This window comes from Lysobacter sp. HDW10 (assembly GCF_011300685.1).
In the GTDB taxonomy this organism is placed as follows: Bacteria; Pseudomonadota; Gammaproteobacteria; order Xanthomonadales; family Xanthomonadaceae; genus Solilutibacter.
This window is the reverse complement of sequence record NZ_CP049864.1, coordinates 380,104-400,000: the sequence shown is the minus strand read 5'-3', so window position 1 is coordinate 400,000 and position 19,897 is coordinate 380,104. Positions and strand designations below refer to the sequence as shown.

Below are 19,897 nucleotides of genomic sequence, written 5' to 3'. Positions count from 1 at the left end.
TAATAGCTGAGGAGGGCCGCAGATACCAGGCCGCTGCGACTGTTTATCAAAAACACAGCACTCTGCAAACACGAAAGTGGACGTATAGGGTGTGACGCCTGCCCGGTGCTGGAAGGTTAAATGATGGGGTTAGCGCAAGCGAAGCTCTTGATTGAAGCCCCAGTAAACGGCGGCCGTAACTATAACGGTCCTAAGGTAGCGAAATTCCTTGTCGGGTAAGTTCCGACCTGCACGAATGGCGTAACGACAGCGGCGCTGTCTCCACCCAAGACTCAGTGAAATTGAAATCGCTGTGAAGATGCAGCGTTCCCGTGGCAAGACGGAAAGACCCCGTGAACCTTTACTATAGCTTTACATTGAACGTTGAGTTCGTCTGTGTAGGATAGGTGGGAGGCTTTGAAGCAGAGGCGCTAGCTTTTGTGGAGCCAACCTTGAAATACCACCCTGATGTGCTTGACGTTCTAACCTAGGCCCGTTATCCGGGTCGGGGACCATGTATGGTGGGTAGTTTGACTGGGGCGGTCTCCTCCTAAAGAGTAACGGAGGAGCTCGAAGGTACGCTCAGCGCGGTCGGACATCGCGCACTGTGTGCAAAGGCATAAGCGTGCTTGACTGCAAGATCGACGGATCAAGCAGGTAGGAAACTAGGACTTAGTGATCCGGTGGTTCTGTATGGAAGGGCCATCGCTCAACGGATAAAAGGTACTCCGGGGATAACAGGCTGATTCCACCCAAGAGTTCATATCGACGGTGGAGTTTGGCACCTCGATGTCGGCTCATCACATCCTGGGGCTGTAGTCGGTCCCAAGGGTATGGCTGTTCGCCATTTAAAGTGGTACGCGAGCTGGGTTCAGAACGTCGTGAGACAGTTCGGTCCCTATCTGCCATGGGCGTTGGAAATTTGAGAGGGGCTGCTCCTAGTACGAGAGGACCGGAGTGGACGAACCTCTGGTGTTCCGGTTGTCACGCCAGTGGCACTGCCGGGTAGCTATGTTCGGAAGCGATAACCGCTGAAAGCATCTAAGCGGGAAGCGCGCCTCAAGATGAGATTTCCCGGGGCATAAGCCCCCTAAAGGCACCATCAAGACTAGGTGGTTGATAGGCAGGGTGTGTAAGCGCAGCAATGTGTTGAGCTAACCTGTACTAATGAGCCGTGCGGCTTGATCATATAACCTCAAGTGGCCTTGAGCTCGATTGACACGTATAAGTGTCTCGGCTTTACGCCTCGCTACATTCCAACTTATGCAAGACTTTTGTCTGCCCCTATGGGTAGACCAATGTCTTCACCGTTTTCCTGGTGAAATTAGCGCTGTGGAACCACCCGATCCCATTCCGAACTCGGAAGTGAAACGCAGCTGCGCCGATGGTAGTGTGCAGTTGAGCATGTGAGAGTAGGTCATCGCCAGGTTTTTATACCGGAACACGCCCCGATCATTGATCGGGGCGTTTTCTTTTGTCTGAAATTTGAAAAACCCGCGTTCTGTGCTAAAAAAAATGTGTTCGCCGCGGTGTTTTTTCCGCCATTTGCGCTATGAAATTGGGATAATCGTCACCTTTCGGCGTTGGGCACCCATCCGTCATGCATATGACAACCACTGAGATCTTCTTGATCGCAATCGCAATTATTTTCTCTTTACCGTATTTGTTCTGGCGGTTGTTCAAGACCGATTACTACGCACCGCTGGTGGTCGTGCAAATCATGATGGGGATTGTGTTGGGCCCCGGTGTACTGGGCAAATATTTCCCCGACTATTTCAATTTCGTATTCAACAAGGACGTCGTGCAATCACTTAACGGTATTGCGTGGTGGGGCGTCATGATCTTCGTATGCGTGGCAGGTGTCGAACTGGACCTGAAACGCACCTGGAACAATCGAAAGGAAACGGGTCTTACCGCCGGACTTGCTTTGGGTGTGCCATTGCTATTCGGTGCGATCGTTGCCGCCGTGATGCTGAAGTATCCGGGTTGGATTGGTGCAAAGGGCCAGGACTGGCAGTTTGTCGTCGGCATGGGCATGTCGTGTGCCGTCACTGCTTTGCCGATCTTGATCTTGCTGATGGAAAAGTTGGAAATGCTACGCACGCCGATGGGGCAACGCATCTTGCGCTATGCAAGTTTGGATGACGTCGCTATTTGGGGTGTACTTGCGATCGTGATGATGGACTGGGTGCGCATGGGCCGCCAGGCTGCATTCTTGGCTGCATTTGTAGTGGCCACGATTCTCTTTCGCAAACTGATGGCCAAGTTGTCAGAGCGCGATCGCTGGTACATCGCTGTGATTTGGCTCGCGCTTGTTTCGTTCGGCGCCGATTGGGCCGGTTTGCACTACATGGTGGGCGCATTCTTGGCTGGCGTTGTCATGGACGCGCACTGGTTCAGCGAAGAAAAGTTGGACAACCTGCGAAGCGATTTGTTGCTGGTCATGATGCCGGTGTACTTCCTGAGCACGGGTCTCAAGACGAGCTTCGATGTCGGTGGGGTCGCTGTCTTTGTCGTCGCCGGCGTGCTGTTGATTGCATCGGTGACCGGCAAGTTGGCCGGTGTCCATTTGGCGGGTCGGATCCTCCGTTGGGGCAAAGGCGAGGCGAGCTTTATCGGCTGGCTGCTGCAGACCAAGGCGCTGATCATGATCATCTTCGTCAACGTCTTGTTGGACAAGCAAATCATCAGCAACACCACGTTCACTGCGCTACTTTTAATGGCTGTTGCCAGCACGATGATGAGTATTCCGCGCGTTTCGCCGATGATTCGAAGAGACCCACAGTTGCTTCAACGCGACGTTTAAGGTCCGCCATTCAGCTGCTTTCAGCGACAATACCGCTCATGAATCGGCTTTCCTGCTTGGCGGTTTTGACCGGCGTTCTTTTCTGTGTGGGCCCTGCTGAGGCCCGCACGGTGTATCGCTGCGTCAAGAACAACACGGTGAGTCTTTCAACGGCGCCTGAGCCGGGTTCAAAGTGCCAAAAGAAAGAAATCGAGGATGACGCCGCAAAGGTGCCGAATCTTTGGGGCAACTTGGGCGCGATCAAAGGCACTTTGTACGAGGGCACACTGAACGGCCAGACCGTTTACACCACGCGTAAATTGCCGGGTTTCGAACCGGTCTTGAAGTTTTTCGTAGCGACGCCGAAAGATTCTCCTGCGCACGTCGGATTGGGCAAGGTCAGCAAGCCACGTCTGGATATGTACGCATCGGAGTTCAAGGCGGCATCCAAAGCGCACAAAGTCGATGACGCATTCTTGCGCGCGATTGCGCATGCGGAAAGCGGCTTCAACCCCGCGGCAACGTCAGCGAAAGGTGCGCAAGGGTTGATGCAGCTGATGCCGAACACCGCTAAGGAATTGGGTGTTTCCAACCCGTACCAGAGCAAGGAGTCGATCAATGGTGGCGCGAAGATGTTGAAACAGCTTCTTGCACGCTACAAAGGCGACTATGCCAAAGCGGCAGCTGCATACAACGCAGGGGCGGGGGCCGTTGCGAAGTTCGGCGGCATACCCCCGTATCGTGAAACAGTTTCTTATGTCGACAAGGTGCTTGCCTTGCACGCCAGGTATCGAAAGGCGATGAAACTTCCACCGCTGCACCCGCAAATGACGGCCGCGCAGTGAGCAAGATCGCACTCATCGGCTTCGATGCAGACGACACGCTGTGGAAGAGTGAAGACTATTTCCGCGAAGCGGAAGCCACCTTCTTAGAGATCGTGGGTCGCTACGAAGATGTCTCGGCATCGGCGCAAGCGCTCTACGCAATTCAGTCGCGGAACATCGCCTTGTTCGGATATGGCGTCAAGGGCATGGTGCTTTCCATGATTGAAGCCGCGGTCGAGTTCACCAATGCGCGAATTTCCGCCAAAGACATTCATCGAATCGTCGAGATCGGCAAAGCGATGCTCGATCACCCCGTCGAGCTTTTGCCCGGCATTTCGGACGCGGTGCGTCAAGTCGCGGAATCGTATCCCTTGGTGTTGATCACCAAGGGTGACTTGTTCCATCAAGAACGCAAAGTCGCTGTGTCGGGGCTGACGGAGGTCTTTCAACGCATTGAAATCGTCAGTGAAAAAAATGAAGCGTCGTACGAACGTCTCTTCAAAGAATTTGCTGTGGATCCGGCCGAGTTCTTGATGGTCGGCAACTCCTTGCGCTCGGATATTGCACCCGTGATTGAGCTTGGCGGTATGGGGATACACGTGCCATATCACGTGACTTGGGTGCATGAGCATGCGGAAATCAGCGCGGGGATTGAGCGCTTCAGAACCGCGCACAGTGCGGCTGACATCCCTGCAATGATTCAAGCATTGGCAGAATCTCCGACACCTTAATCAGCGCGCGCCGACAGACACGCAGCGCAAGTTTTCTCAAACTGCTGCAGATGGGTGAATGTCGAAACAGTTCAATAAAGTTGTATTGGCGCGGCTTTCTATGCGTGCTAATAGGCGTGTGCACACTTTCGCTGCATGCGGGCGAACTTAGACGCTGTCGATTAAGCAATGGCAGCAGCCAGTATTCGGATGCAGCGTGCCCACCGGGCAGCAAAGAGGTCTGGGTCCGCGACATGGGTCCCGCAAACACGCCGCTGTCAGAAGATGCGCGCGCCAGATTGAATGATGCGCGGGCGTGGCAACGCGAGAATCGCGCGGAAGTCGCCGCGTGGGTCAAACATCAGCAGACCGCGCGCAGGGTGCGCCAACGTGGCAACAGCGTCGACACCTGTGCACGTGCACGGACACGACGCGACCGGATTCGCGATCGCGAATTCATGACGATGACCTTCGATCGCGCGGTCGAATTGGACAATCAAGTCCGGGAACAGTGCCGGTGATAGCTCCGGTTCAAGCTTGCAATGGTAGATTCGTCAACAGCTTCAGCTCGTTAAGGGGTCTCCATCCGCCATGCCTTCCCGGAATCGCATCCATCAGGTGCTTTTGGGTCTCTCGCTTTTTGTGGGCGCAGGGTCACCCGCGTATGCGGGCGGAGATCTGGACTGCAAGCTGAGTTTCGCGCTTAAGGGATGGTCTGCCTTCTACAAGACGGCGGATGGCACCGGCATGGTGACCTGCAGCAACGGTGCCCGCATGCCGGTCAAAATTACGTCTCGCGGTGGCGGGCTCACATTCGGAAGTTCAACGGTTGAAGATGGTCGCGGTGAATTCAGCGGCATTTTTTCCATTGAAGATGTGCTGGGCTCTTACGCAGCCGCTGAGGCACATGTCGGTGCAATGAAGTCCAGACAGGTACAAGTCGTCACTAAAGGTTCGGTTTCATTGGCTTTGGTTGGCCGTGGATCCGGATGGGACATTGGCGTGTCCTTGGCCCGTTTTACGCTTGAACCTGCAGATGGTCGGCCGTGGTCTGATGAAAACGATCAGAAGAAATCAAAGCGCCGAAAAACACTGAAAGAGCGAAACGCCGAACGCCTGCGCTAAAGATTTCGCCACGTGTCATCGTTGGGTTGAAACCCGCGCGGCTCGAGATCCAAGGCAGCAGACACACGCGAATTGTCGGCAATCAGATCCGACTCCAAACGTGACACCGCGCCACGAAAACGCTTTGATACAAGCGCAAGCAGCGCCATCACGCCGGCAGGTGCCGGCACCCACAGCGCCTTGCGAGGTAGTGATCGATGTACGCGTCTAAACATCTCACGTACGGTCAGACGTTCGCCGCCACCCAGTTCAATGGTTTCATCCAACGCATGGGCTTTCGTCGCCGCACGCAAGGCCGCTTCTGCCACGTCTTCGGCATGCACAGGCTGACGCATGCCTCGCGCTTGAGGTGCAACGAAGACTCTGCGCTTCAATGCGCTGCGCGCAACGGCACTTAAGTTCTCGTCCAAACCCAAGCCATAGATCATGGTGGGGCGAAAGATGACACAGGGCATCTCGAGCTGCGCGCAGATGGTGCGCAACTGTTGTTCGCCCGCGACGAGTCGCCGCGAAATGTCTCGATCTTCCGCGTAGCGTGCGCTGTGTTTGCTCACCGCGCTCATCGAGCTCGTGGCAATGACGCGCGCCGCGGGTGCAGTCGGTTGCTGCGCAAGCCATTCGGCCAGCTTGTCCATGGGGCCGAAGCTGATGAGGGCGTCGTACTGCAGCGCCGGTACCTGTGCTTCGGGCAATCGACCCGTCACCCATTCGATATTGGAGAACGCGGCGCACGGCGTTTGTGCGACAGCGACGACGCGATCCTGGCGTTCGGCGAGCTTAGGCAGCAATGCCATGCCCAATTGACTGCGGCTCCCCGTCAATAAAAATGTTTTGGATTCGTTCGCAATCATCTTGCGACACATTCTAGCGGTGGCATCATGGTCGGCATGCAACCTAGCCCCACACCGCGTCTTTCAGTCGCGCCGATGATTGATTGGACCGACACGCACTGCAGAACCTTTCACCGGATTTGTGCGCCGTCGGCCTTGCTCTATACCGAGATGATCCATGCCAACGCGATTTTGAAAGGCGATCGCGCCAAGCTGCTTGAAAAGTGCATCACCCAACATCCCGTGGCGGTTCAATTGGGGGGCGCGGAAGCAAGTGCGCTGGCGGGCGCGGCAAGTATTTGTGCGGATGCGGGCTTCGATGAAATCAATTTGAATTGCGGTTGCCCCTCGGACCGCGTGCAAGCAGGGCGGTTTGGGGCCTGCTTGATGCACGAGCCAAACCACGTGGCAGATTTGGTGTCGTCAATGCGGCAAGCGGTGCCTACGTCCATCCCGGTGACGGTCAAATGCCGTTTGGGTGTGGATGACGACAATGACTTTGAAAAATTTCTGGCGTTTATTGACACGGTGGCCGCTGCCGGCTGCACGGCGTTTACGATCCACGCGCGCAACGCGTGGCTGAAAGGCTTGTCGCCCAAAGAGAACCGGGAGATTCCGCCGCTGAAGTACGACTGGGCCTATACGCTCAAGCAATTGCGACCCGCACTCCACATCACATTGAACGGCGGCATTGCGGATTTGCCTGCCGTGCAAACGCATTTAGCAAAGATCGACGGTGTCATGTTGGGGCGGGCCGCGTATCACACGCCCTACACCCTGCATGAAATCGATGCGGCATTGAGCGGGCAAAGCACACAGACGCGCGGTGCCTTGATTGCTGCGTATCGTCCGTATGTGGAGGCCAAGCTCGAGGCGGGCGTGCCCTTGGCGGCGATGACGCGACATATCTTGGGCGTCTTCCAAGGTGAACCGGGCGGGCGCAAGTTCCGCCAGGTGCTGTCAGAGGGGGCGCACCACAAAGGGGCCGATTGGCGCTTGGTGACCCAAGCCCTGGAAGCACAGCTGGCGTCGGCTTCAGATTTGTATAGAATTCGTTAAATCAATTAAGGGTCAATTCACTGCGAAGGGGTCATAGTGTCCGCCGTGAAGCCATCGCAGGAAATCATGTCCAGCTCTCGTCTATCCCTGATCGTGTTCCTCGGCACCGCATTGGTGACGGGTCCCGCGTGGGCGCAGCGTGCGAATGAGGGCAGGGGCAGCGATCAAATGCAATCCCGTGTTTCCAGCAATTTACCGCCACCGCAAGGGGAGCCCGGCTTCTCCCACGCACCGCGGATGCAGGCCAGCAGTCCCGTCATGCGCAGCCGCGGTGACCGGGCCGGCAAGATGGCCTGTCTGCAAAAGGTCAATCTGCCGCCGGATACCGCAGTGCTCTCAGTCGACCCCATCGGGTTCGAAGGCGGCTCGCAATGCCGCATCAAGATCATGCGCAGTAATGGAATCGTTCAGGTGATTTCGGTCCAAGTTGAACGCTGATTCAGTTTCGCCGGCGATTTACACACCATCACAACATCCTGAATGGCACCCTTGCTCAGGCCTAACGCCTGAACTTAAGGAAATCCCATGCGTATCCTGCTCGTTGAAGATGAAGCCCCGTTGCGGGAAACCCTTGCCGCGCGACTGAAGCGCGAGGGCTATGCCGTAGACGCTGCGCAAGATGGCGAAGAAGGTCTCTACATGGGCAAAGAAGTGCCCTTCGATGTGGCCATCATCGATCTCGGATTGCCGAAGATGTCAGGAATGGAATTGATCCAAAACCTGCGCGCTGAAGGCAAACAATTTCCAATTTTGATTTTGACCGCACGCGCCAGCTGGCAAGACAAAGTCGACGGCCTCAAACAAGGCGCAGACGACTACTTGGTCAAGCCGTTCCATGTCGAAGAATTGTTGGCGCGTTTGAATGCGCTCGTGCGTCGTGCTGCAGGTTGGAGCAAGCCTTCACTCGAATGCGGCCCGGTCATGCTTGATCTCGCTGCACAAACCGTCGCCGTCAATGGTCAAAACATCGACCTGACCAGTTACGAATACAAAGTCCTCGAGTACTTGATGATGCACGCCGGCGAATTGGTCTCGAAAGCCGATTTAACCGAACACATCTACCAACAAGATTTCGACCGCGACTCCAACGTGTTGGAAGTTTTCATTGGTCGTCTGCGCAAAAAGTTGGATACCGACGGCAGCTTGAAACCGATCGAAACCGTGCGTGGTCGCGGCTATCGATTCGCAATTCCGCGAAACGCTGAAACTTGATCTGCGGCGCGTAAGCGCCGTGGAGTCCGGTCTTGGCATTCGGTAAATGGCAAACGCGTTCCCTGTCTAGGCGGCAATTGATTGCCGCCTTCTTCGGCTTGCTCGCGTTCCTCGCATTCGTCGGCTACGCATTGGATCGCGCCTTCGAGCAAGCGGCCGAACAAAGCGTCAAAAGCCGGATGCAAGGCTATGCCATCGCGTATGCGGCAGGTATTGACGTAGACGTGACCGGCGCATTGTTGCCACCCGTCCTCGCGCCGGACCGTCGTCTGGAAATGCCTGGTAGCGGTCTCTACGTGCAAATCGTGCAGCCCGGCGGCACGTGGAGCTCAATTTCCGCGATGCGCGTCAAGTTGCCGCAAGGCAAGATGCTGCCCCTGCAAGAAGAAGTGTTCGACGGCCCCTTACGGATCACCGCAGAAGGGGATGTGCTCGGCACGCAGGTTTATCGCTATGGCCGTTCCTTTGCCATGGAATACGGTGACGGACAACAAGCGCGCTATACGGTGTATGTCATCGAAGACACACGGCCCTTTCGTGCGCTGATGAATGTGTTTCGCCAATACATGTGGCGCTACTTGTTGCTTGCGGGTTTGGTGTTGATCTTGTTGCAAATGCTGGCGCTGCGCTGGAGCTTGTTACCGTTCCGGCGCGTGGTGTCAGAACTTTCACAAGTGAAACAAGGCCGTGCACGCCAGATGACGGGCGCGCACCCGAGAGAGCTTGCGCCACTCGTGGGTAGTATCAACGAGCTGATTGAAAGTGAGCGCAACAATTTGCAAAGACAGCGCAATGTCATGTCAGACCTCGCGCATAGTTTGAAAACACCGCTCGCTGTGATGCGCTCACAGCTTGACGCGCATGAAGACGAAGCCACGTTGCGCGCAGGTTTCAATGCACAGTTGAGCCGCATGAACGACATCGTCGGCTATCAATTAGGTCGCGCACGTGCGGGTGGTCACTCTTTGTACGCAACACCGATTGAAGTGCAGAAGTACGCCGAAGAGATTTCCATGGGGCTCGAAAAGGTCTACGCGCAAAAGGGCATCTTGTGTGAGTTCGAGGTGGATGAAAGCGCGCGCTTTTATGGCGAGCCTGGCGACTTGCAAGAGCTACTCGGCAACTTGTTGGAGAACGCCTTCAAGTGGGCGAATTCGCGTGTGCTATTGACGATCGAGCGCTTGGAGTCGCGCGCCGGTCTGCGCCCGGGATTACTGATCGCCGTGGATGATGATGGCCCCGGCATCGAACCGGAAAAGATCCACTTGGTGCTGCAACGCGGTGTTCGCGGCGACGAACGCGTGCAAGGTCACGGCATTGGTTTGTCGATCGTGCAGGACATCATGCACAACTATTCCGGCCTGTTGAACGTCGGCCGATCTCAAGAATTGGGGGGTGCGAGGTTTGAAGCGAGCATTCCGCCAGAAGGCGAACGCTCAGCGAAACATGCCGGGTAAGAAGCTCTGGGTGCGCGTTGCGGGCTTCGAAGAAGCACGTGTCGGACGGCGAGCACGACTTTCAGGCGTTGTTGAACGCGTGGTTGTCGGGCGCTCCGGCAGTTCTTGCGCATCATCCACCGGATTGCCGTTGTTCTGCGATTCGCTTTGCGCATTCGATTGCACAGCTTGTGCCGGCACCGCAAAAGCGAGTGTCGGTGCAAGTGACAAAACGAAGAGTGCGACAATGCGACGCATGGCTCAGACGGAAGCGCGAGGAATACCGAATATACATGGATTCCGTATCGCCGTGGGACCGTACGCATGAATGGGGGAATGCCGTCCGCAGGGCTGTCTGAGGTCCAAATCAGGACGCTGTTGAAGCCGCACGCCAAAACAGCCGTGTCCAGTTTGCGCGTTCTGCAAGACACCGACTCCACCAATGCACGTTTGCTGGCCGAGCCCGCGTCACTGGTCGGTTTTGATGTGTTGTTTGCCGAGGCGCAATCGGCAGGGCGCGGCCGGCAGGGGCGGCGCTGGCATTCCCCCAAGGGTGCGCATCTCTATTTCTCCATAGGTACGGTGTATCGAGGTGACTTGGCCCGTTTGCCGCCGTTGGCGTTGGCAGTTGGGGTCGCCTGTGCGGAAGCGGTCGAAGCCGTGGCGCAGCAAGATGTTCAGCTTAAGTGGCCCAACGACCTTTACCTCGCCGAACGTAAATTGGGCGGCATTCTGATCGAAACGCAATCCCTGGCGCGCAACGTGGTGCATGTAGTGATGGGTGTGGGCTTGAATGTGCATATGCCCGAAGACGCCGACGCATGGATAGATCAACCTTGGAGTGATCTGCGCGCGTCGCCGGTCGAGGTTGATCGAAACGCGTTGGCCGCCGAATGCGTCGGCAGAGTGATCACCGCCTTTGGAAAATTCGAAGCGGAAGGCTTTCCTGCATTTAGAGCGGACTATGCGCGGCGTGATCTGCTCCTGGATCGCGACATCGATATCCACTTACACGATCAAGTTCAGCGCGCACGTGCATGCGGTGTCAATCAAACAGGTGCGTTATGCATTGAATCGCCGCATGATGGTGTTATTCGTCAATTGCGGGCGGGTGAAGTGAGTGTGCGACTGTGACCGACTATCTATTTGATTTGGGCAACACCCGTTTGAAATGGGCGACGATTGACTCGCCTTTGAGTATTCAGGCCCTTGCGCATGACGACATGCGCATCGCGTTGCCGCCAGAAGTGCGAGGCGAGACTGCCTGGGTCGCCTCTGTCGCGCCCACGCCCTTGCGTGCACATCTGCTTGATGTGCTCTCGGAACGATTTGTGCGCGTGCATTGTGCGCAGACACAAAAACACTTTGGTGATCTGACCATCGCCTATCCGGTGCCCGGTCAACTGGGCGTCGATCGCTTTTTGTCACTGTTGGCCTGTGTGCCGGTGACGCAAGCCACGCTTGTCGCGAGCGTCGGTACGGCATTGACCCTAGATGCATTGGCACCCACGGGCCGGCACATCGGGGGCCTCATCGCACCTTCGCCGCAGCTTATGCGGCTTGCGCTTGAAGGCGTTTCAGAGCGATTGCCCTCGGCATCAGGCGAAGTCAAAGCGTTTGCGGACAACACCGTCGATGCCTTGGCTTCGGGTTGCGTGTTGTCCGCCGTCGCGTTGATTCAAGACCGATGGCGCGCGCTTGAACAGCACGTCGGCACACCGGTTGCCTGCATCCTGCACGGGGGCGGGGCGGCACAGCTACATCCGCATTTGCCAAACGCCACACTCGAAAAGAATTTGGTCTTGCGCGGCTTGAATGTTTGGCGCAAGGCGTTGCAGACACCTAGAATGTCGTGATGACTGCGCGCCCGGTTTTCATTTTTCTTTTGGTATTGAATTTGGGCGCAGCCACATGGTGGCTGTTGCACACGCCGCGCGCGCCACGCACAGAGGCGGCTGCCAATTTGCCGCCGCTCGCGATTGTGCGCGACGTAAACGCTGAAGCGCCGACAGCCAACAACAAGGCCGCTCCGGCATTAAATACGCCACGCAAAGCGCGTGCACCTGGCGCGACTTGCGTCGCGCTGGGCGCCTATTCGGAAGCGAAAGATGTGCAGCGCGGCTTGGCAGCGTTGCGACAAGCAGGCGTCGAAGCATCGGCGGTGACGCGGGTGCATTCACCACGTGGTTTCAACGTGCTCATTCCGCCTTTGCCGTCTGAAGAAGCCGCGACTGCCATGCAGGCGCGATTGGTCGCTGCCGGGTTCACCGACCAATTCTTGTTCAGGGAAGGTACGCAGGCCAATGGCATTGCCTTGGGGCGTTTCAGTACTGAGGCCGCGGCACAAACACAACTTGCGCGTCTGAAGGCCGCCGATTTCCCTGCACAGGTATCGCCGGTGGGTCCGTCCACCAGCGAATTATGGATTCAAGCGGTACAATCCCCCGCGCAGACTGTTGAGACCCTGCGCGGTCTCGCACAAGCACAGCAGGCCAAAACCGTTCCGTGTGACGGATAGGCCCTGCAGGCGTGTCACCGACGCCTGAATTGTTAGAATGCAATCTTCGCCGCTTTAGCTCAGTCGGTAGAGCAACTGATTTGTAATCAGTAGGTCGTCCGTTCGATTCGGACAAGCGGCACCACACCCTGACCGAACCCGGCCTGGAGCTTGCATTGAACCGAACCATTCCCCCCGTCGTGATCTATGGCGTTCCTACTGATATCGGTTGCGCACACCGTGGTGCATCGATGGGTCCTGAAGCATTGCGCGTTGCAGGTATCGTGGAAAAGATCGCGCGTCGCGGCGTCGACGTGGAAGATGCAGGCAATTTGACGGGTCCGCAAAATCCATTGCGAGAAGCTGTGGATGGGTATCGCCATCTGGCTGAAGTGACGGCATGGAACCGTGCCGCATTTGAAAAAAGCACGGAAATTCTGGCTGCAGGCAAGTTGCCGATCATGTTGGGCGGCGACCATTGCTTGGGCATCGGTGCGATTGCTGCCGTCGCTGATCATTGCCGCGCGCAAGGCAAGAAATTGCGTGTGTTTTGGTTGGATGCGCACGCAGATTTCAACACCAGTGAAGTGTCGCCTTCAGGCAACATCCACGGCATGCCGGTGGCGGTGCTGTGTGGCTTGGGTCCCGCATCTTTGGTCAACATGGGACGCACGTCGCCCGCCATTACACCGGACCAAGTTCGTCAGGTCGGTATTCGCTCGGTTGATCGCCCCGAAAAGCAATTGGTGAAGCAATACGATCTCGATATCTATGACATGCGCTACATCGATGAGATCGGTATGCGCCGTGTCATGGATGAAGCGCTCGAAGGTGTCGATGACAACACGCACATCCACGTGAGCTTCGACGTCGACATGCTCGATCCCTCCATTGCACCCGGCACAGGCACACGCGTGCCGGGCGGCGTGAACTATCGCGAAGCACAATTGATGTTTGAAATGCTGGCCGATAGCGGTCGCGTGGGTTCGGTCGACATCGTCGAAGTGAATCCCGCACTCGACAAACGCAATGCAACCGCGCGTCTTGCAGTCGCATTAATGGAGAGCCTGTTCGGCAAGTCCACGTTGGTACGTGACTGAACGCATCTTTAATACGCACCTGAACGCTGGCCGTTTTTCTCCGCGTGATCCACAACGGATTCACGCATAGACACGTTAGATGGGTCTCATGCGGCGGACACTTTGTGCGCCGTTTTCCCCCAGAAGGAGACTCCGCATGAAGAAGCGTTTCGTACTGCTGTTGATGATGACTTTGTTTTCAATCGGCTTGAGCGCATGTAACACCGTGGCAGGTGCCGGTAAGGACGTGCAAAAGGTCGGTGAAAAGGTCGAAGACAAGGCCGTGGATTGCAAGGACGGTCGTTGTTAATTTGATGGGTACGCAATTGAAAAAAGCCGGCGCAAGCCGGCTTTTTTCATGACGTCAGCACACCACACATTAGCGTGGCGGATCCGGCACAAAGCCCGGAAACGGTTGCGGTGAAAGCTGGCGCGTGACGTGTCGACGCGGCAGGATGCCAAGCGCGACCAATCGCGCGCGATCGTCATAGCGCAAGCTGACAATTTCATTGGGTCGATTCGACGCGCGCACAAATTGCGTGCGACTCACCGCAGAGTATTGCGTTTCACCATGTCCGGTACCGATACGCTGCACTTCCGCGTTTGCAGAAGTACTCGCACGGTCTGCCTGCGGTGCAGGGGGTGCCGCACGTGACTCCGCCATCGCCGGGCGATAGACCGGCATCGGGGGTTGATAGCGTTCTGTAAACACCGCAGCACCAATCACACCGACATTTTCAGGGCGGCCGGTTCGACCGGCGTAGCTATCCGGCACTGAGGTGAAATAGAACTGTGCGCTGTGCTGCATGGATTTACGCCAGCCGTCGATTTCGGTGGTTTGGTAGGGCTCCAAGACATAGCCGGATTGACCATAGCTGGCGCGATCGCCTGTGATGACATTCACACCATCCACAGAAAGCACGACCAAGACGCGACGGTTGCTGTGGTTCACCAATTGCAGGCTGTACACGTGGCCTGGCGTGCCTTCGACCCATGTTTCGCCGTGTCGACGGTATTCGGGCAAGGTGCCGCTGCGGCTGTGGTCAATGACGTTGATGTCGACCAGTGCGCCTGCCTGTGCAGTGCCGCAGATCAGCAGGGCGGCAATGGCCGCAGTCAACGCGAGAGGTGTTTTGCGGTTGAACATGAGCATTCTCCGAGGGTTTAACTGTTCAACGCACCAACTGCGCAATCGGGGTCAAGCTAAAATGTCCGTTCATCCAGCGCTTCAAAAGAGCCACATGTCTGAACTCACACAGCGCGTCCTGACCGGTATCACCACGTCAGGCACCCCGCACCTCGGCAATTACGCAGGCGCGATCCGTCCCGCCGTTGCAGCGTCACGCGCAACAGGCGTAGAGAGCTTTTACTTTCTGGCCGACTACCACTCCTTGGTCAAGACGCAGGATCCGGCGCGCGTTCAACGCAGCACCTTGGAGATCGCGGCCACGTGGCTCGCCTGTGGCTTGGATCCGTCGCGTGTGTGGTTCTATCGTCAGAGCGACGTGCCGGAAACCGCCGAGCTGTATTGGCTGCTGACCTGCGTTGCCGGCAAAGGCATCTTGAATCGCGCGCATGCCTACAAGGCAGCGGTGGATAAAAACACGGCTGAAGACACCGACGAAGATGCAGGTATCACCGCCGGCTTGTTCATGTATCCGGTGTTGATGGCGGCAGACATCCTGCTCTTCAATGCCAACAAAGTGCCGGTGGGCCGCGACCAGATTCAACACATCGAAATGGCGCGCGATTTTGCGCAGCGTTTCAACCATCTGTATGGCGATCACTTTGTGTTGCCCGAAGTGGCCATTGAAGAGAATGTCGCGACCTTGCCGGGTCTTGATGGCCGCAAGATGTCGAAGAGCTACGACAACACGATTCCTTTGTTCGTGTCGCGCAACGCGCTCAAGAAGTTGATTGCCGGCATCGTCACCGATTCGCGGATGCCAGGTGAAGCCAAAGACACGGAAGGCTCTGCGCTGTTTGAAATCTTTCGCGCGTTTGCCACCGCGGATCAAACGGCTGACATGGCTGAGGCGTTCAAGCACGGGATCGGCTGGGGCGATGCGAAAACCCGTTTGTTTGAACAGATTGATCAAGAACTCGCGCCGATGCGTGAGCGCTACGAAGCTCTGATGGCGAAACCGCAAGACATCGAAGCGCTGTTGCGTGATGGCGCGCGGCGTCTGCGCGAGCGTTATGCAACGCCGTTCATGGCTGAGCTGCGCGATGCGGTCGGTTTGCGCGACTTGTCCAAATCATTCGCTAAGCCTTCAGCGCCGCAAGCGAAGACAGAAGTGCTGCCCGTGTTCAAGCAATACCGTGAAGCGGATGGCAGCTTCAAGTTCAAACTCACTGAGGGTGAGCGCGTGTTGTTGCAAAGTGCGGCATTCGATTCGCCCAAAGCCTGCGGCGAACAAGTGGCGGCACTGAAAGCGGCGCGCCATGTGACCGACGAGACGCTATTGGCGGAAGGCGTGGATACGCCGTCTGCCGATGCAGCCTTGGCGCGTTTGGTGGCTGCAGAGCTTGCGCGCAAGGACGCTAAAGCGTGAATCCTGCGCAGTTTCCGTTGCTGGCTCTGGTGCTGTTTGCGCCGTGGTTTGCAATCGTCGGCAGCTTGTATTGGCACTTCCCGCGACAGCCGCGCAATTCACGTCGCCGCGTGCTGGATGCTTTGGCTTTGTGCGTAGCAACCGTGGTGTTCGTGCTCAGCACTTGGTGGGCATTCCACCATGCAGACGGGACGCATCGTCTTTGGAAGCAAGTGTTTGCGACCAGTGTGGGCTACGGCAGCTTTTTGCTGACGATGACGCTCGCGTTCTTCTCACGTCGTCGCTGGTTCAAAACCTTGCCGTAAAAAGAAAGCGCGCCACCAGGGCGCGCTTTGTGTACATCAGTTCGGGCGACCCAAGTCGTCCAGCAATGCCTTCAAGAAACGTGCCGCCTCACCGCCGGTGCAGGCGCGATGATCAAAGGTCAAAGAAATCGGCATGCGGCGATGCACTTCAATGCCGCCCATCACCGCGACCACGTCGTGGCATAGCTTGCCCGCGCCAATAATGGCGACGCACGGCGGTACAACCACCGGCGTGGCATAACGACCGGCAAACATGCCGAAGTTCGACAGCGAGATGGTGTAGCCCGAGAGTTCTGATGAAGGAATCGAACGGTCTTCCACTTGGGTACGAAGACGTTTGATCGCGGCACGCACGCCATGTGCGTCGAGCATGTCGGCGTTGCGTAGTGCCGGCACAAAGAGACCGTCATCCGTATCAACTGCAATGCCGATATCCACGTGCGGATGCAAGGTGCGTGTCAGCGCATTGCCGTCGAACCATGCATTCAATGCAGGCACATCTTTGCACGCGGCAACGATGGCGCGCACCAAGCGCGCAGTGATGTCTTGTTTGCCAATCCATTGATGCAAATCGGCATCGTCCACCAAGGTGGTGGGCACCACTTGTGCATGCGCATCGGCCATCACGCGCGCCATGTTGCGGCGGACGCCCTTCAGTTGTTCGGGTTGGCCGGTCGCCGTGACCGTCGGCGGTTGTGTGCGCATCGGCTTACCCGATTGCGACAAGGTGCTGCGCGCTTGTGTGTCTGCGTGGGCCGCCGGCATTGCAGTGGCGCGCGAAGCAGCAGGCGCTGCAGCTTGACCTGCAGGCATCAACAGACTCGCGTCTGTCGCTGCATTCTTGACGTCTTGCATGGTGACAACACCATCGGGGCCACTTGCGCGAACGCGCGTGATATCAACGCCGAGCTTACGCGCCGTCGCACGAACAGCAGGCACCGCTTTCACGCCGCCCACCGCAACAGCGGCTTCAGCGCGAACGGCGTCACCCACTTGCATGGCACCGACCACCGTACCGGCATCGCTTTTCTCGACGGCAGGTGCGGCTTCGGGCGCTGCTTTTGCAGCGGGTGCTTCAGGTGCTGCGCCCCCATGGTGGTGACCGGTGTCTTGGCCTTCTGCACGTTGCGGCATCGACATGTCCATTTCGAACTCGGCCAACATATGGCCGGTCACGATGATGTCGCCTGCAGCACCCGACAGCTTGACCACCTTGCCCGAGACAGGCGAGGGCACATCCACCACGGCTTTTGCGGTTTCCATCGACACCAGGTTGTCATCCAGCTTGATGACATCACCTTCCTTGACGTACCACTCAACGATCGTTGCGTCTGGCAAACCTTCGCCGAGGTCAGGGAGATTGAACGTTTTCTTGGTCATGCGAAGTCCTTAACGATGCGCCATGGCGCGCTTTGCAGCGGCGACAATCTTGTCAACGCTGGGCAGATATTTCATTTCAAGTCGGAACAAGGGAATGTGCGTGTCATAACCCGTCACGCGTTCCACAGGTGCCAACAAATCGAACAAGCATTCTTCGGAGACGCGCGCGGCAATTTCCGCACCGAAGCCGGCCGTTTTTGCCGCCTCGTGCACGATGATGCAGCGGCCGGTTTTGGCGACGCTTTCTGCAATCGTCGGGAAGTCCAAAGGCGTCAGGGTCGCGACGTCGATGACTTCTGCTTGGATGCCGTCCTTTGCGAGGGCTTCGGCTGCTTCAAGTGATTCTTTCACTTGCGCGCCCCAGGTCACCAAGGTGACATCGCTGCCATCACGCAACACGTAGCAGACATCCAACGGCAAAGCTTCACCGTCGTCCGGCACCAATTCTTTGTATTGGCGATAGATACGCTTGGGTTCCATGTACACCACGGGATCCGGATCGCGAATCGCTGCCAGCAACAGGCCGTAAGCACGTTGCGGCGACGACGGCATCACGACACGAATGCCGGGCACGTTGGTGAAAATGGATTCGTTGGCCTCACTGTGATGTTCCGGCGCACGGATACCACCGCCCCACGGCACGCGCAGCACCATCGGGCAGGTCAGGCGACCGCGTGTGCGGTAGCGCATGCGCGCTGCGTGGCACACCAAGAAGTCGACCATCGGATACATAAAGCCGTCGAACTGAGCTTCTGCAACCGGCTTCATACCTTGAGATGCCATGCCGACCGTCAAGCCTGCAATGGTGGTTTCATCGAGCGGTGTATCCAGCACGCGTGAATCGCCAAACATTTGCTGCAGACCGGCCGTCGCGCGGAACACGCCGCCATTCACGCCGACATCTTCGCCCAATACAACGACGTCTTTGTCAGCGCGCATTTCATAGGCAAGCGCTTGGGTGATGGCTTCAATCAAACAAATAGGTTGTGCCGTTTGCTCGCTCATGCGCGTTTCTCCAATGCAATGGCCGTAGCGCGTTGTTCGGCCAAATCGGCCGGCAAATCGGCATACAAATAATCAAACATCGCTTCAACAGGTTGGACAGGTGTTTCCAAGTAGGCATTGATCTCAATGTCTACTTTCTTGCCGCACTCCTCGATCCACGCCTTTTCTTTTTCTTCGTCCCACAACTTCAGGCCGGTGAGGTATTTGCGCAAACGAATGAAGGGCTCGCGCGTCCACGCATCTTTGACTTCTTCGTCACCGCGATAACGGCGCGCGTCATCGGCCGTGGTGTGGTCATGCAGTCGATACGTCATGAACTCGATGACAGAACCGCCTTCACCATTGCGTGCGCGTTCGGTGGCGCGACGCATCGCTTCCAACACCGCGACGATATCGTTGCCGTCGACTTGCAAGCAATGCAGGCCGCCCGCCAAACCCTTTTGCGCAAGCGTTGTGGCGCCGGTTTGCGCTTTGCGCGGCACCGAGATCGCCCAACCATTATTGATAACGCACAGCACCAGCGGCAGCTTATAGGCGCCGGCGGAATTCACTGCAGCGTAGAAGTCGGTCTTGGACGAGCCGCCGTCACCGCAACACGCCACGGCCACGCTCGATTTTTCACGCAGCTTGAAGCTCAATGCGGCACCCGCCGCCATGAGCATTTGGGTCGAGATCGGCACGCACCAGGGGTAGTCGTTCTTCGGGCCTTCAAAGTCGTTGCCGCGTTCATCGCCGCCCCAATACATCAGGACTTCGCGCGGTCGCACACCGCGCATGAACTGCGCGCCATATTCGCGATAGCTGGGTGCAAACACGTCTTCAGGTGCCATCGAGGCGCCGATACCGACGTGCGTCGCTTCGTGGCCCAAACAAGCGGCATACGTGCCGAGCTTGCCGGTCCGCTGCAGCGCAATGGCTTTAGTATCAAAGGTGCGCACGAACAGCATGTGCTTGAACAGCTCGACCAGACGGTTCGGGTCGGACACCGCAGGCGGCAAGGCACCTGTGAGTACGCCGTCCGGATTCAGACATTGCAGATATTCGATTTCGTAACTTGCCGCGAGCGTCATGGGCACGTCATTCCATTTCAGGTGAAACCCCCATGATAAGGCCCGA

General features: G+C 57.1%; 21 protein-coding genes, 1 tRNA gene, 2 rRNA genes and 1 pseudogene (1 of these 25 cut by a window edge). 19 read left to right on the top strand and 6 right to left on the bottom strand.

The features are described from left to right. From G7069_RS01980 to G7069_RS01950, 7 genes and pseudogenes are all read left to right on the top strand, one after another. A 23S ribosomal RNA gene (locus G7069_RS01980) occupies positions 1 to 1,168 on the top strand; it begins 1,693 nt to the left of the window's first position. 125 nt (positions 1,169 to 1,293) lie between these two features. After that, positions 1,294 to 1,408: ribosomal RNA gene (rrf, locus tag G7069_RS01975) — 5S ribosomal RNA — on the top strand. Positions 1,409 to 1,579: 171 nt separating this feature from the next. Next, positions 1,580 to 2,785, top strand: coding sequence for a cation:proton antiporter (locus G7069_RS01970; RefSeq protein WP_166293749.1), 1,206 nt, complete (start codon positions 1,580 to 1,582; stop codon positions 2,783 to 2,785). Between the two features lie 38 nt (positions 2,786 to 2,823). Further along, positions 2,824 to 3,609, top strand: coding sequence for a lytic transglycosylase domain-containing protein (locus G7069_RS01965; RefSeq protein WP_166293747.1), 786 nt, complete (start codon positions 2,824 to 2,826; stop codon positions 3,607 to 3,609). After that, positions 3,606 to 4,319, top strand: a complete 714-nt coding sequence (locus G7069_RS01960; protein WP_166293744.1) for an HAD family hydrolase — start codon at positions 3,606 to 3,608, stop codon at positions 4,317 to 4,319. The genes G7069_RS01965 and G7069_RS01960 overlap by 4 nt, the downstream gene beginning before the upstream one ends. 233 nt (positions 4,320 to 4,552) lie before the next feature. Then, positions 4,553 to 4,819: a hypothetical protein gene (locus tag G7069_RS01955; RefSeq protein WP_166293740.1), complete on the top strand. Its 267-nt coding sequence runs from the start codon at positions 4,553 to 4,555 to the stop codon at positions 4,817 to 4,819. Between the two features lie 97 nt (positions 4,820 to 4,916). Further along, positions 4,917 to 5,330, top strand: a pseudogene (locus G7069_RS01950) (hypothetical protein); the annotation flags it as partial. Positions 5,331 to 5,419: 89 nt separating this feature from the next. Here the strand turns inward: G7069_RS01950 and G7069_RS01945 are convergent. Beyond that, positions 5,420 to 6,274, bottom strand: coding sequence for an NAD-dependent epimerase/dehydratase family protein (locus G7069_RS01945; RefSeq protein WP_166293736.1), 855 nt, complete (start codon positions 6,272 to 6,274; stop codon positions 5,420 to 5,422). A 27-nt stretch (positions 6,275 to 6,301) separates the two neighbouring features. On the opposite strand from G7069_RS01945, the gene dusA reads away from it, so the two are divergent. The 4 genes from dusA to G7069_RS01925 all read left to right on the top strand — a co-directional run bounded on the left by dusA (position 6,302) and on the right by G7069_RS01925 (position 9,981). Then, positions 6,302 to 7,312, top strand: a complete 1,011-nt coding sequence (gene dusA / locus G7069_RS01940; RefSeq protein ID WP_166293734.1) for a tRNA dihydrouridine(20/20a) synthase DusA — start codon at positions 6,302 to 6,304, stop codon at positions 7,310 to 7,312. Positions 7,313 to 7,378: 66 nt separating this feature from the next. After that, positions 7,379 to 7,750, top strand: coding sequence for a hypothetical protein (locus G7069_RS01935; RefSeq protein WP_166293732.1), 372 nt, complete (start codon positions 7,379 to 7,381; stop codon positions 7,748 to 7,750). 87 nt (positions 7,751 to 7,837) lie between these two features. Continuing rightward, complete coding sequence (locus G7069_RS01930) at positions 7,838 to 8,524, top strand: response regulator transcription factor (protein ID WP_166293730.1); 687 nt, start codon at positions 7,838 to 7,840, stop codon at positions 8,522 to 8,524. A 32-nt stretch (positions 8,525 to 8,556) separates the two neighbouring features. Beyond that, entirely contained in the window at positions 8,557 to 9,981 is a 1,425-nt protein-coding gene (locus G7069_RS01925) for a sensor histidine kinase (RefSeq protein WP_240912607.1), read from the top strand. Here the strand turns inward: G7069_RS01925 and G7069_RS01920 are convergent. Further along, positions 9,961 to 10,218 carry a hypothetical protein gene (locus G7069_RS01920; RefSeq protein ID WP_166293728.1) on the bottom strand — a complete coding sequence of 86 codons (258 nt, stop codon included), beginning with the start codon at positions 10,216 to 10,218 and terminating at the stop codon, positions 9,961 to 9,963. The two genes, G7069_RS01925 and G7069_RS01920, sit on opposite strands and share 21 nt — an antisense overlap. A 66-nt stretch (positions 10,219 to 10,284) precedes the next feature. Between G7069_RS01920 and G7069_RS01915 the strand changes: the two genes are divergently transcribed. The 6 genes from G7069_RS01915 to G7069_RS01890 all read left to right on the top strand — a co-directional run bounded on the left by G7069_RS01915 (position 10,285) and on the right by G7069_RS01890 (position 13,846). Next, entirely contained in the window at positions 10,285 to 11,094 is an 810-nt protein-coding gene (locus tag G7069_RS01915; RefSeq protein ID WP_166293726.1) for a biotin--[acetyl-CoA-carboxylase] ligase, read from the top strand. After that, positions 11,091 to 11,816 carry a type III pantothenate kinase gene (locus G7069_RS01910; protein ID WP_166293724.1) on the top strand — a complete coding sequence of 242 codons (726 nt, stop codon included), beginning with the start codon at positions 11,091 to 11,093 and terminating at the stop codon, positions 11,814 to 11,816. The genes G7069_RS01915 and G7069_RS01910 overlap by 4 nt, the downstream gene beginning before the upstream one ends. Next, positions 11,816 to 12,478 carry an SPOR domain-containing protein gene (locus G7069_RS01905; protein ID WP_166293722.1) on the top strand — a complete coding sequence of 221 codons (663 nt, stop codon included), beginning with the start codon at positions 11,816 to 11,818 and terminating at the stop codon, positions 12,476 to 12,478. The genes G7069_RS01910 and G7069_RS01905 overlap by 1 nt, the downstream gene beginning before the upstream one ends. A 48-nt stretch (positions 12,479 to 12,526) precedes the next feature. Then, a tRNA-Thr gene (locus G7069_RS01900) sits at positions 12,527 to 12,602 on the top strand. Positions 12,603 to 12,633: 31 nt separating this feature from the next. After that, positions 12,634 to 13,557 carry an arginase gene (gene rocF, locus G7069_RS01895; RefSeq protein WP_166293720.1) on the top strand — a complete coding sequence of 308 codons (924 nt, stop codon included), beginning with the start codon at positions 12,634 to 12,636 and terminating at the stop codon, positions 13,555 to 13,557. A gap of 136 nt (positions 13,558 to 13,693) precedes the next feature. Beyond that, on the top strand, positions 13,694 to 13,846 hold the full coding sequence (locus tag G7069_RS01890; protein ID WP_166293718.1) for an entericidin A/B family lipoprotein: 153 nt from the start codon (positions 13,694 to 13,696) through the stop codon (positions 13,844 to 13,846). Between the two features lie 69 nt (positions 13,847 to 13,915). Here the strand turns inward: G7069_RS01890 and G7069_RS01885 are convergent, their stop codons facing one another. Then, a complete protein-coding gene (locus tag G7069_RS01885; RefSeq protein WP_240912606.1) occupies positions 13,916 to 14,683 on the bottom strand; it encodes a hypothetical protein in 768 nt (255 codons plus the stop codon). 94 nt (positions 14,684 to 14,777) lie between these two features. On the opposite strand from G7069_RS01885, the gene G7069_RS01880 reads away from it, so the two are divergent. After that, a complete protein-coding gene (locus G7069_RS01880; RefSeq protein ID WP_166293714.1) occupies positions 14,778 to 16,091 on the top strand; it encodes a tryptophan--tRNA ligase in 1,314 nt (437 codons plus the stop codon). Continuing rightward, positions 16,088 to 16,396: a hypothetical protein gene (locus G7069_RS01875; RefSeq protein ID WP_166293712.1), complete on the top strand. Its 309-nt coding sequence runs from the start codon at positions 16,088 to 16,090 to the stop codon at positions 16,394 to 16,396. The genes G7069_RS01880 and G7069_RS01875 overlap by 4 nt, the downstream gene beginning before the upstream one ends. A gap of 36 nt (positions 16,397 to 16,432) precedes the next feature. Here G7069_RS01875 and G7069_RS01870 read toward each other — a convergent pair whose 3' ends face one another. Genes G7069_RS01870 through pdhA form a run of 3 tightly spaced genes read right to left on the bottom strand, consistent with a single transcriptional unit; the run spans position 16,433 to position 19,851 of the window. Then, a complete protein-coding gene (locus tag G7069_RS01870) occupies positions 16,433 to 17,776 on the bottom strand; it encodes a dihydrolipoamide acetyltransferase family protein (RefSeq protein ID WP_166293710.1) in 1,344 nt (447 codons plus the stop codon). A gap of 9 nt (positions 17,777 to 17,785) precedes the next feature. Beyond that, positions 17,786 to 18,781 carry an alpha-ketoacid dehydrogenase subunit beta gene (locus G7069_RS01865; protein ID WP_166293708.1) on the bottom strand — a complete coding sequence of 332 codons (996 nt, stop codon included), beginning with the start codon at positions 18,779 to 18,781 and terminating at the stop codon, positions 17,786 to 17,788. Beyond that, the gene (gene pdhA / locus G7069_RS01860) at positions 18,778 to 19,851 is read right to left on the bottom strand and encodes a pyruvate dehydrogenase (acetyl-transferring) E1 component subunit alpha (RefSeq protein WP_166293706.1); all 1,074 of its coding nucleotides are present in this window, start codon (positions 19,849 to 19,851) and stop codon (positions 18,778 to 18,780) included. The genes G7069_RS01865 and pdhA overlap by 4 nt, the downstream gene beginning before the upstream one ends. Between the last annotated feature and the right edge of the window lie 46 nt (positions 19,852 to 19,897).

Coding starts and splice junctions, on each gene's coding strand:
- G7069_RS01970 (WP_166293749.1), top strand. CDS start 1,580: ATGCATATGACAACCACTGAGATCTTCTTGATCGCAATCGCAATTATT.
- G7069_RS01965 (WP_166293747.1), top strand. CDS start 2,824: ATGAATCGGCTTTCCTGCTTGGCGGTTTTGACCGGCGTTCTTTTCTGT.
- G7069_RS01955 (WP_166293740.1), top strand. CDS start 4,553: ATGGGTCCCGCAAACACGCCGCTGTCAGAAGATGCGCGCGCCAGATTG.
- G7069_RS01945 (WP_166293736.1), bottom strand. CDS start 6,274: ATGATTGCGAACGAATCCAAAACATTTTTATTGACGGGGAGCCGCAGT.
- dusA (WP_166293734.1), top strand. CDS start 6,302: ATGGTCGGCATGCAACCTAGCCCCACACCGCGTCTTTCAGTCGCGCCG.
- G7069_RS01935 (WP_166293732.1), top strand. CDS start 7,379: ATGTCCAGCTCTCGTCTATCCCTGATCGTGTTCCTCGGCACCGCATTG.
- G7069_RS01930 (WP_166293730.1), top strand. CDS start 7,838: ATGCGTATCCTGCTCGTTGAAGATGAAGCCCCGTTGCGGGAAACCCTT.
- G7069_RS01920 (WP_166293728.1), bottom strand. CDS start 10,218: ATGCGTCGCATTGTCGCACTCTTCGTTTTGTCACTTGCACCGACACTC.
- G7069_RS01915 (WP_166293726.1), top strand. CDS start 10,285: ATGAATGGGGGAATGCCGTCCGCAGGGCTGTCTGAGGTCCAAATCAGG.
- G7069_RS01905 (WP_166293722.1), top strand. CDS start 11,816: ATGACTGCGCGCCCGGTTTTCATTTTTCTTTTGGTATTGAATTTGGGC.
- G7069_RS01890 (WP_166293718.1), top strand. CDS start 13,694: ATGAAGAAGCGTTTCGTACTGCTGTTGATGATGACTTTGTTTTCAATC.
- G7069_RS01885 (WP_240912606.1), bottom strand. CDS start 14,683: ATGTTCAACCGCAAAACACCTCTCGCGTTGACTGCGGCCATTGCCGCC.
- G7069_RS01880 (WP_166293714.1), top strand. CDS start 14,778: ATGTCTGAACTCACACAGCGCGTCCTGACCGGTATCACCACGTCAGGC.
- G7069_RS01870 (WP_166293710.1), bottom strand. CDS start 17,776: ATGACCAAGAAAACGTTCAATCTCCCTGACCTCGGCGAAGGTTTGCCA.
- G7069_RS01865 (WP_166293708.1), bottom strand. CDS start 18,781: ATGAGCGAGCAAACGGCACAACCTATTTGTTTGATTGAAGCCATCACC.
- pdhA (WP_166293706.1), bottom strand. CDS start 19,851: ATGACGCTCGCGGCAAGTTACGAAATCGAATATCTGCAATGTCTGAAT.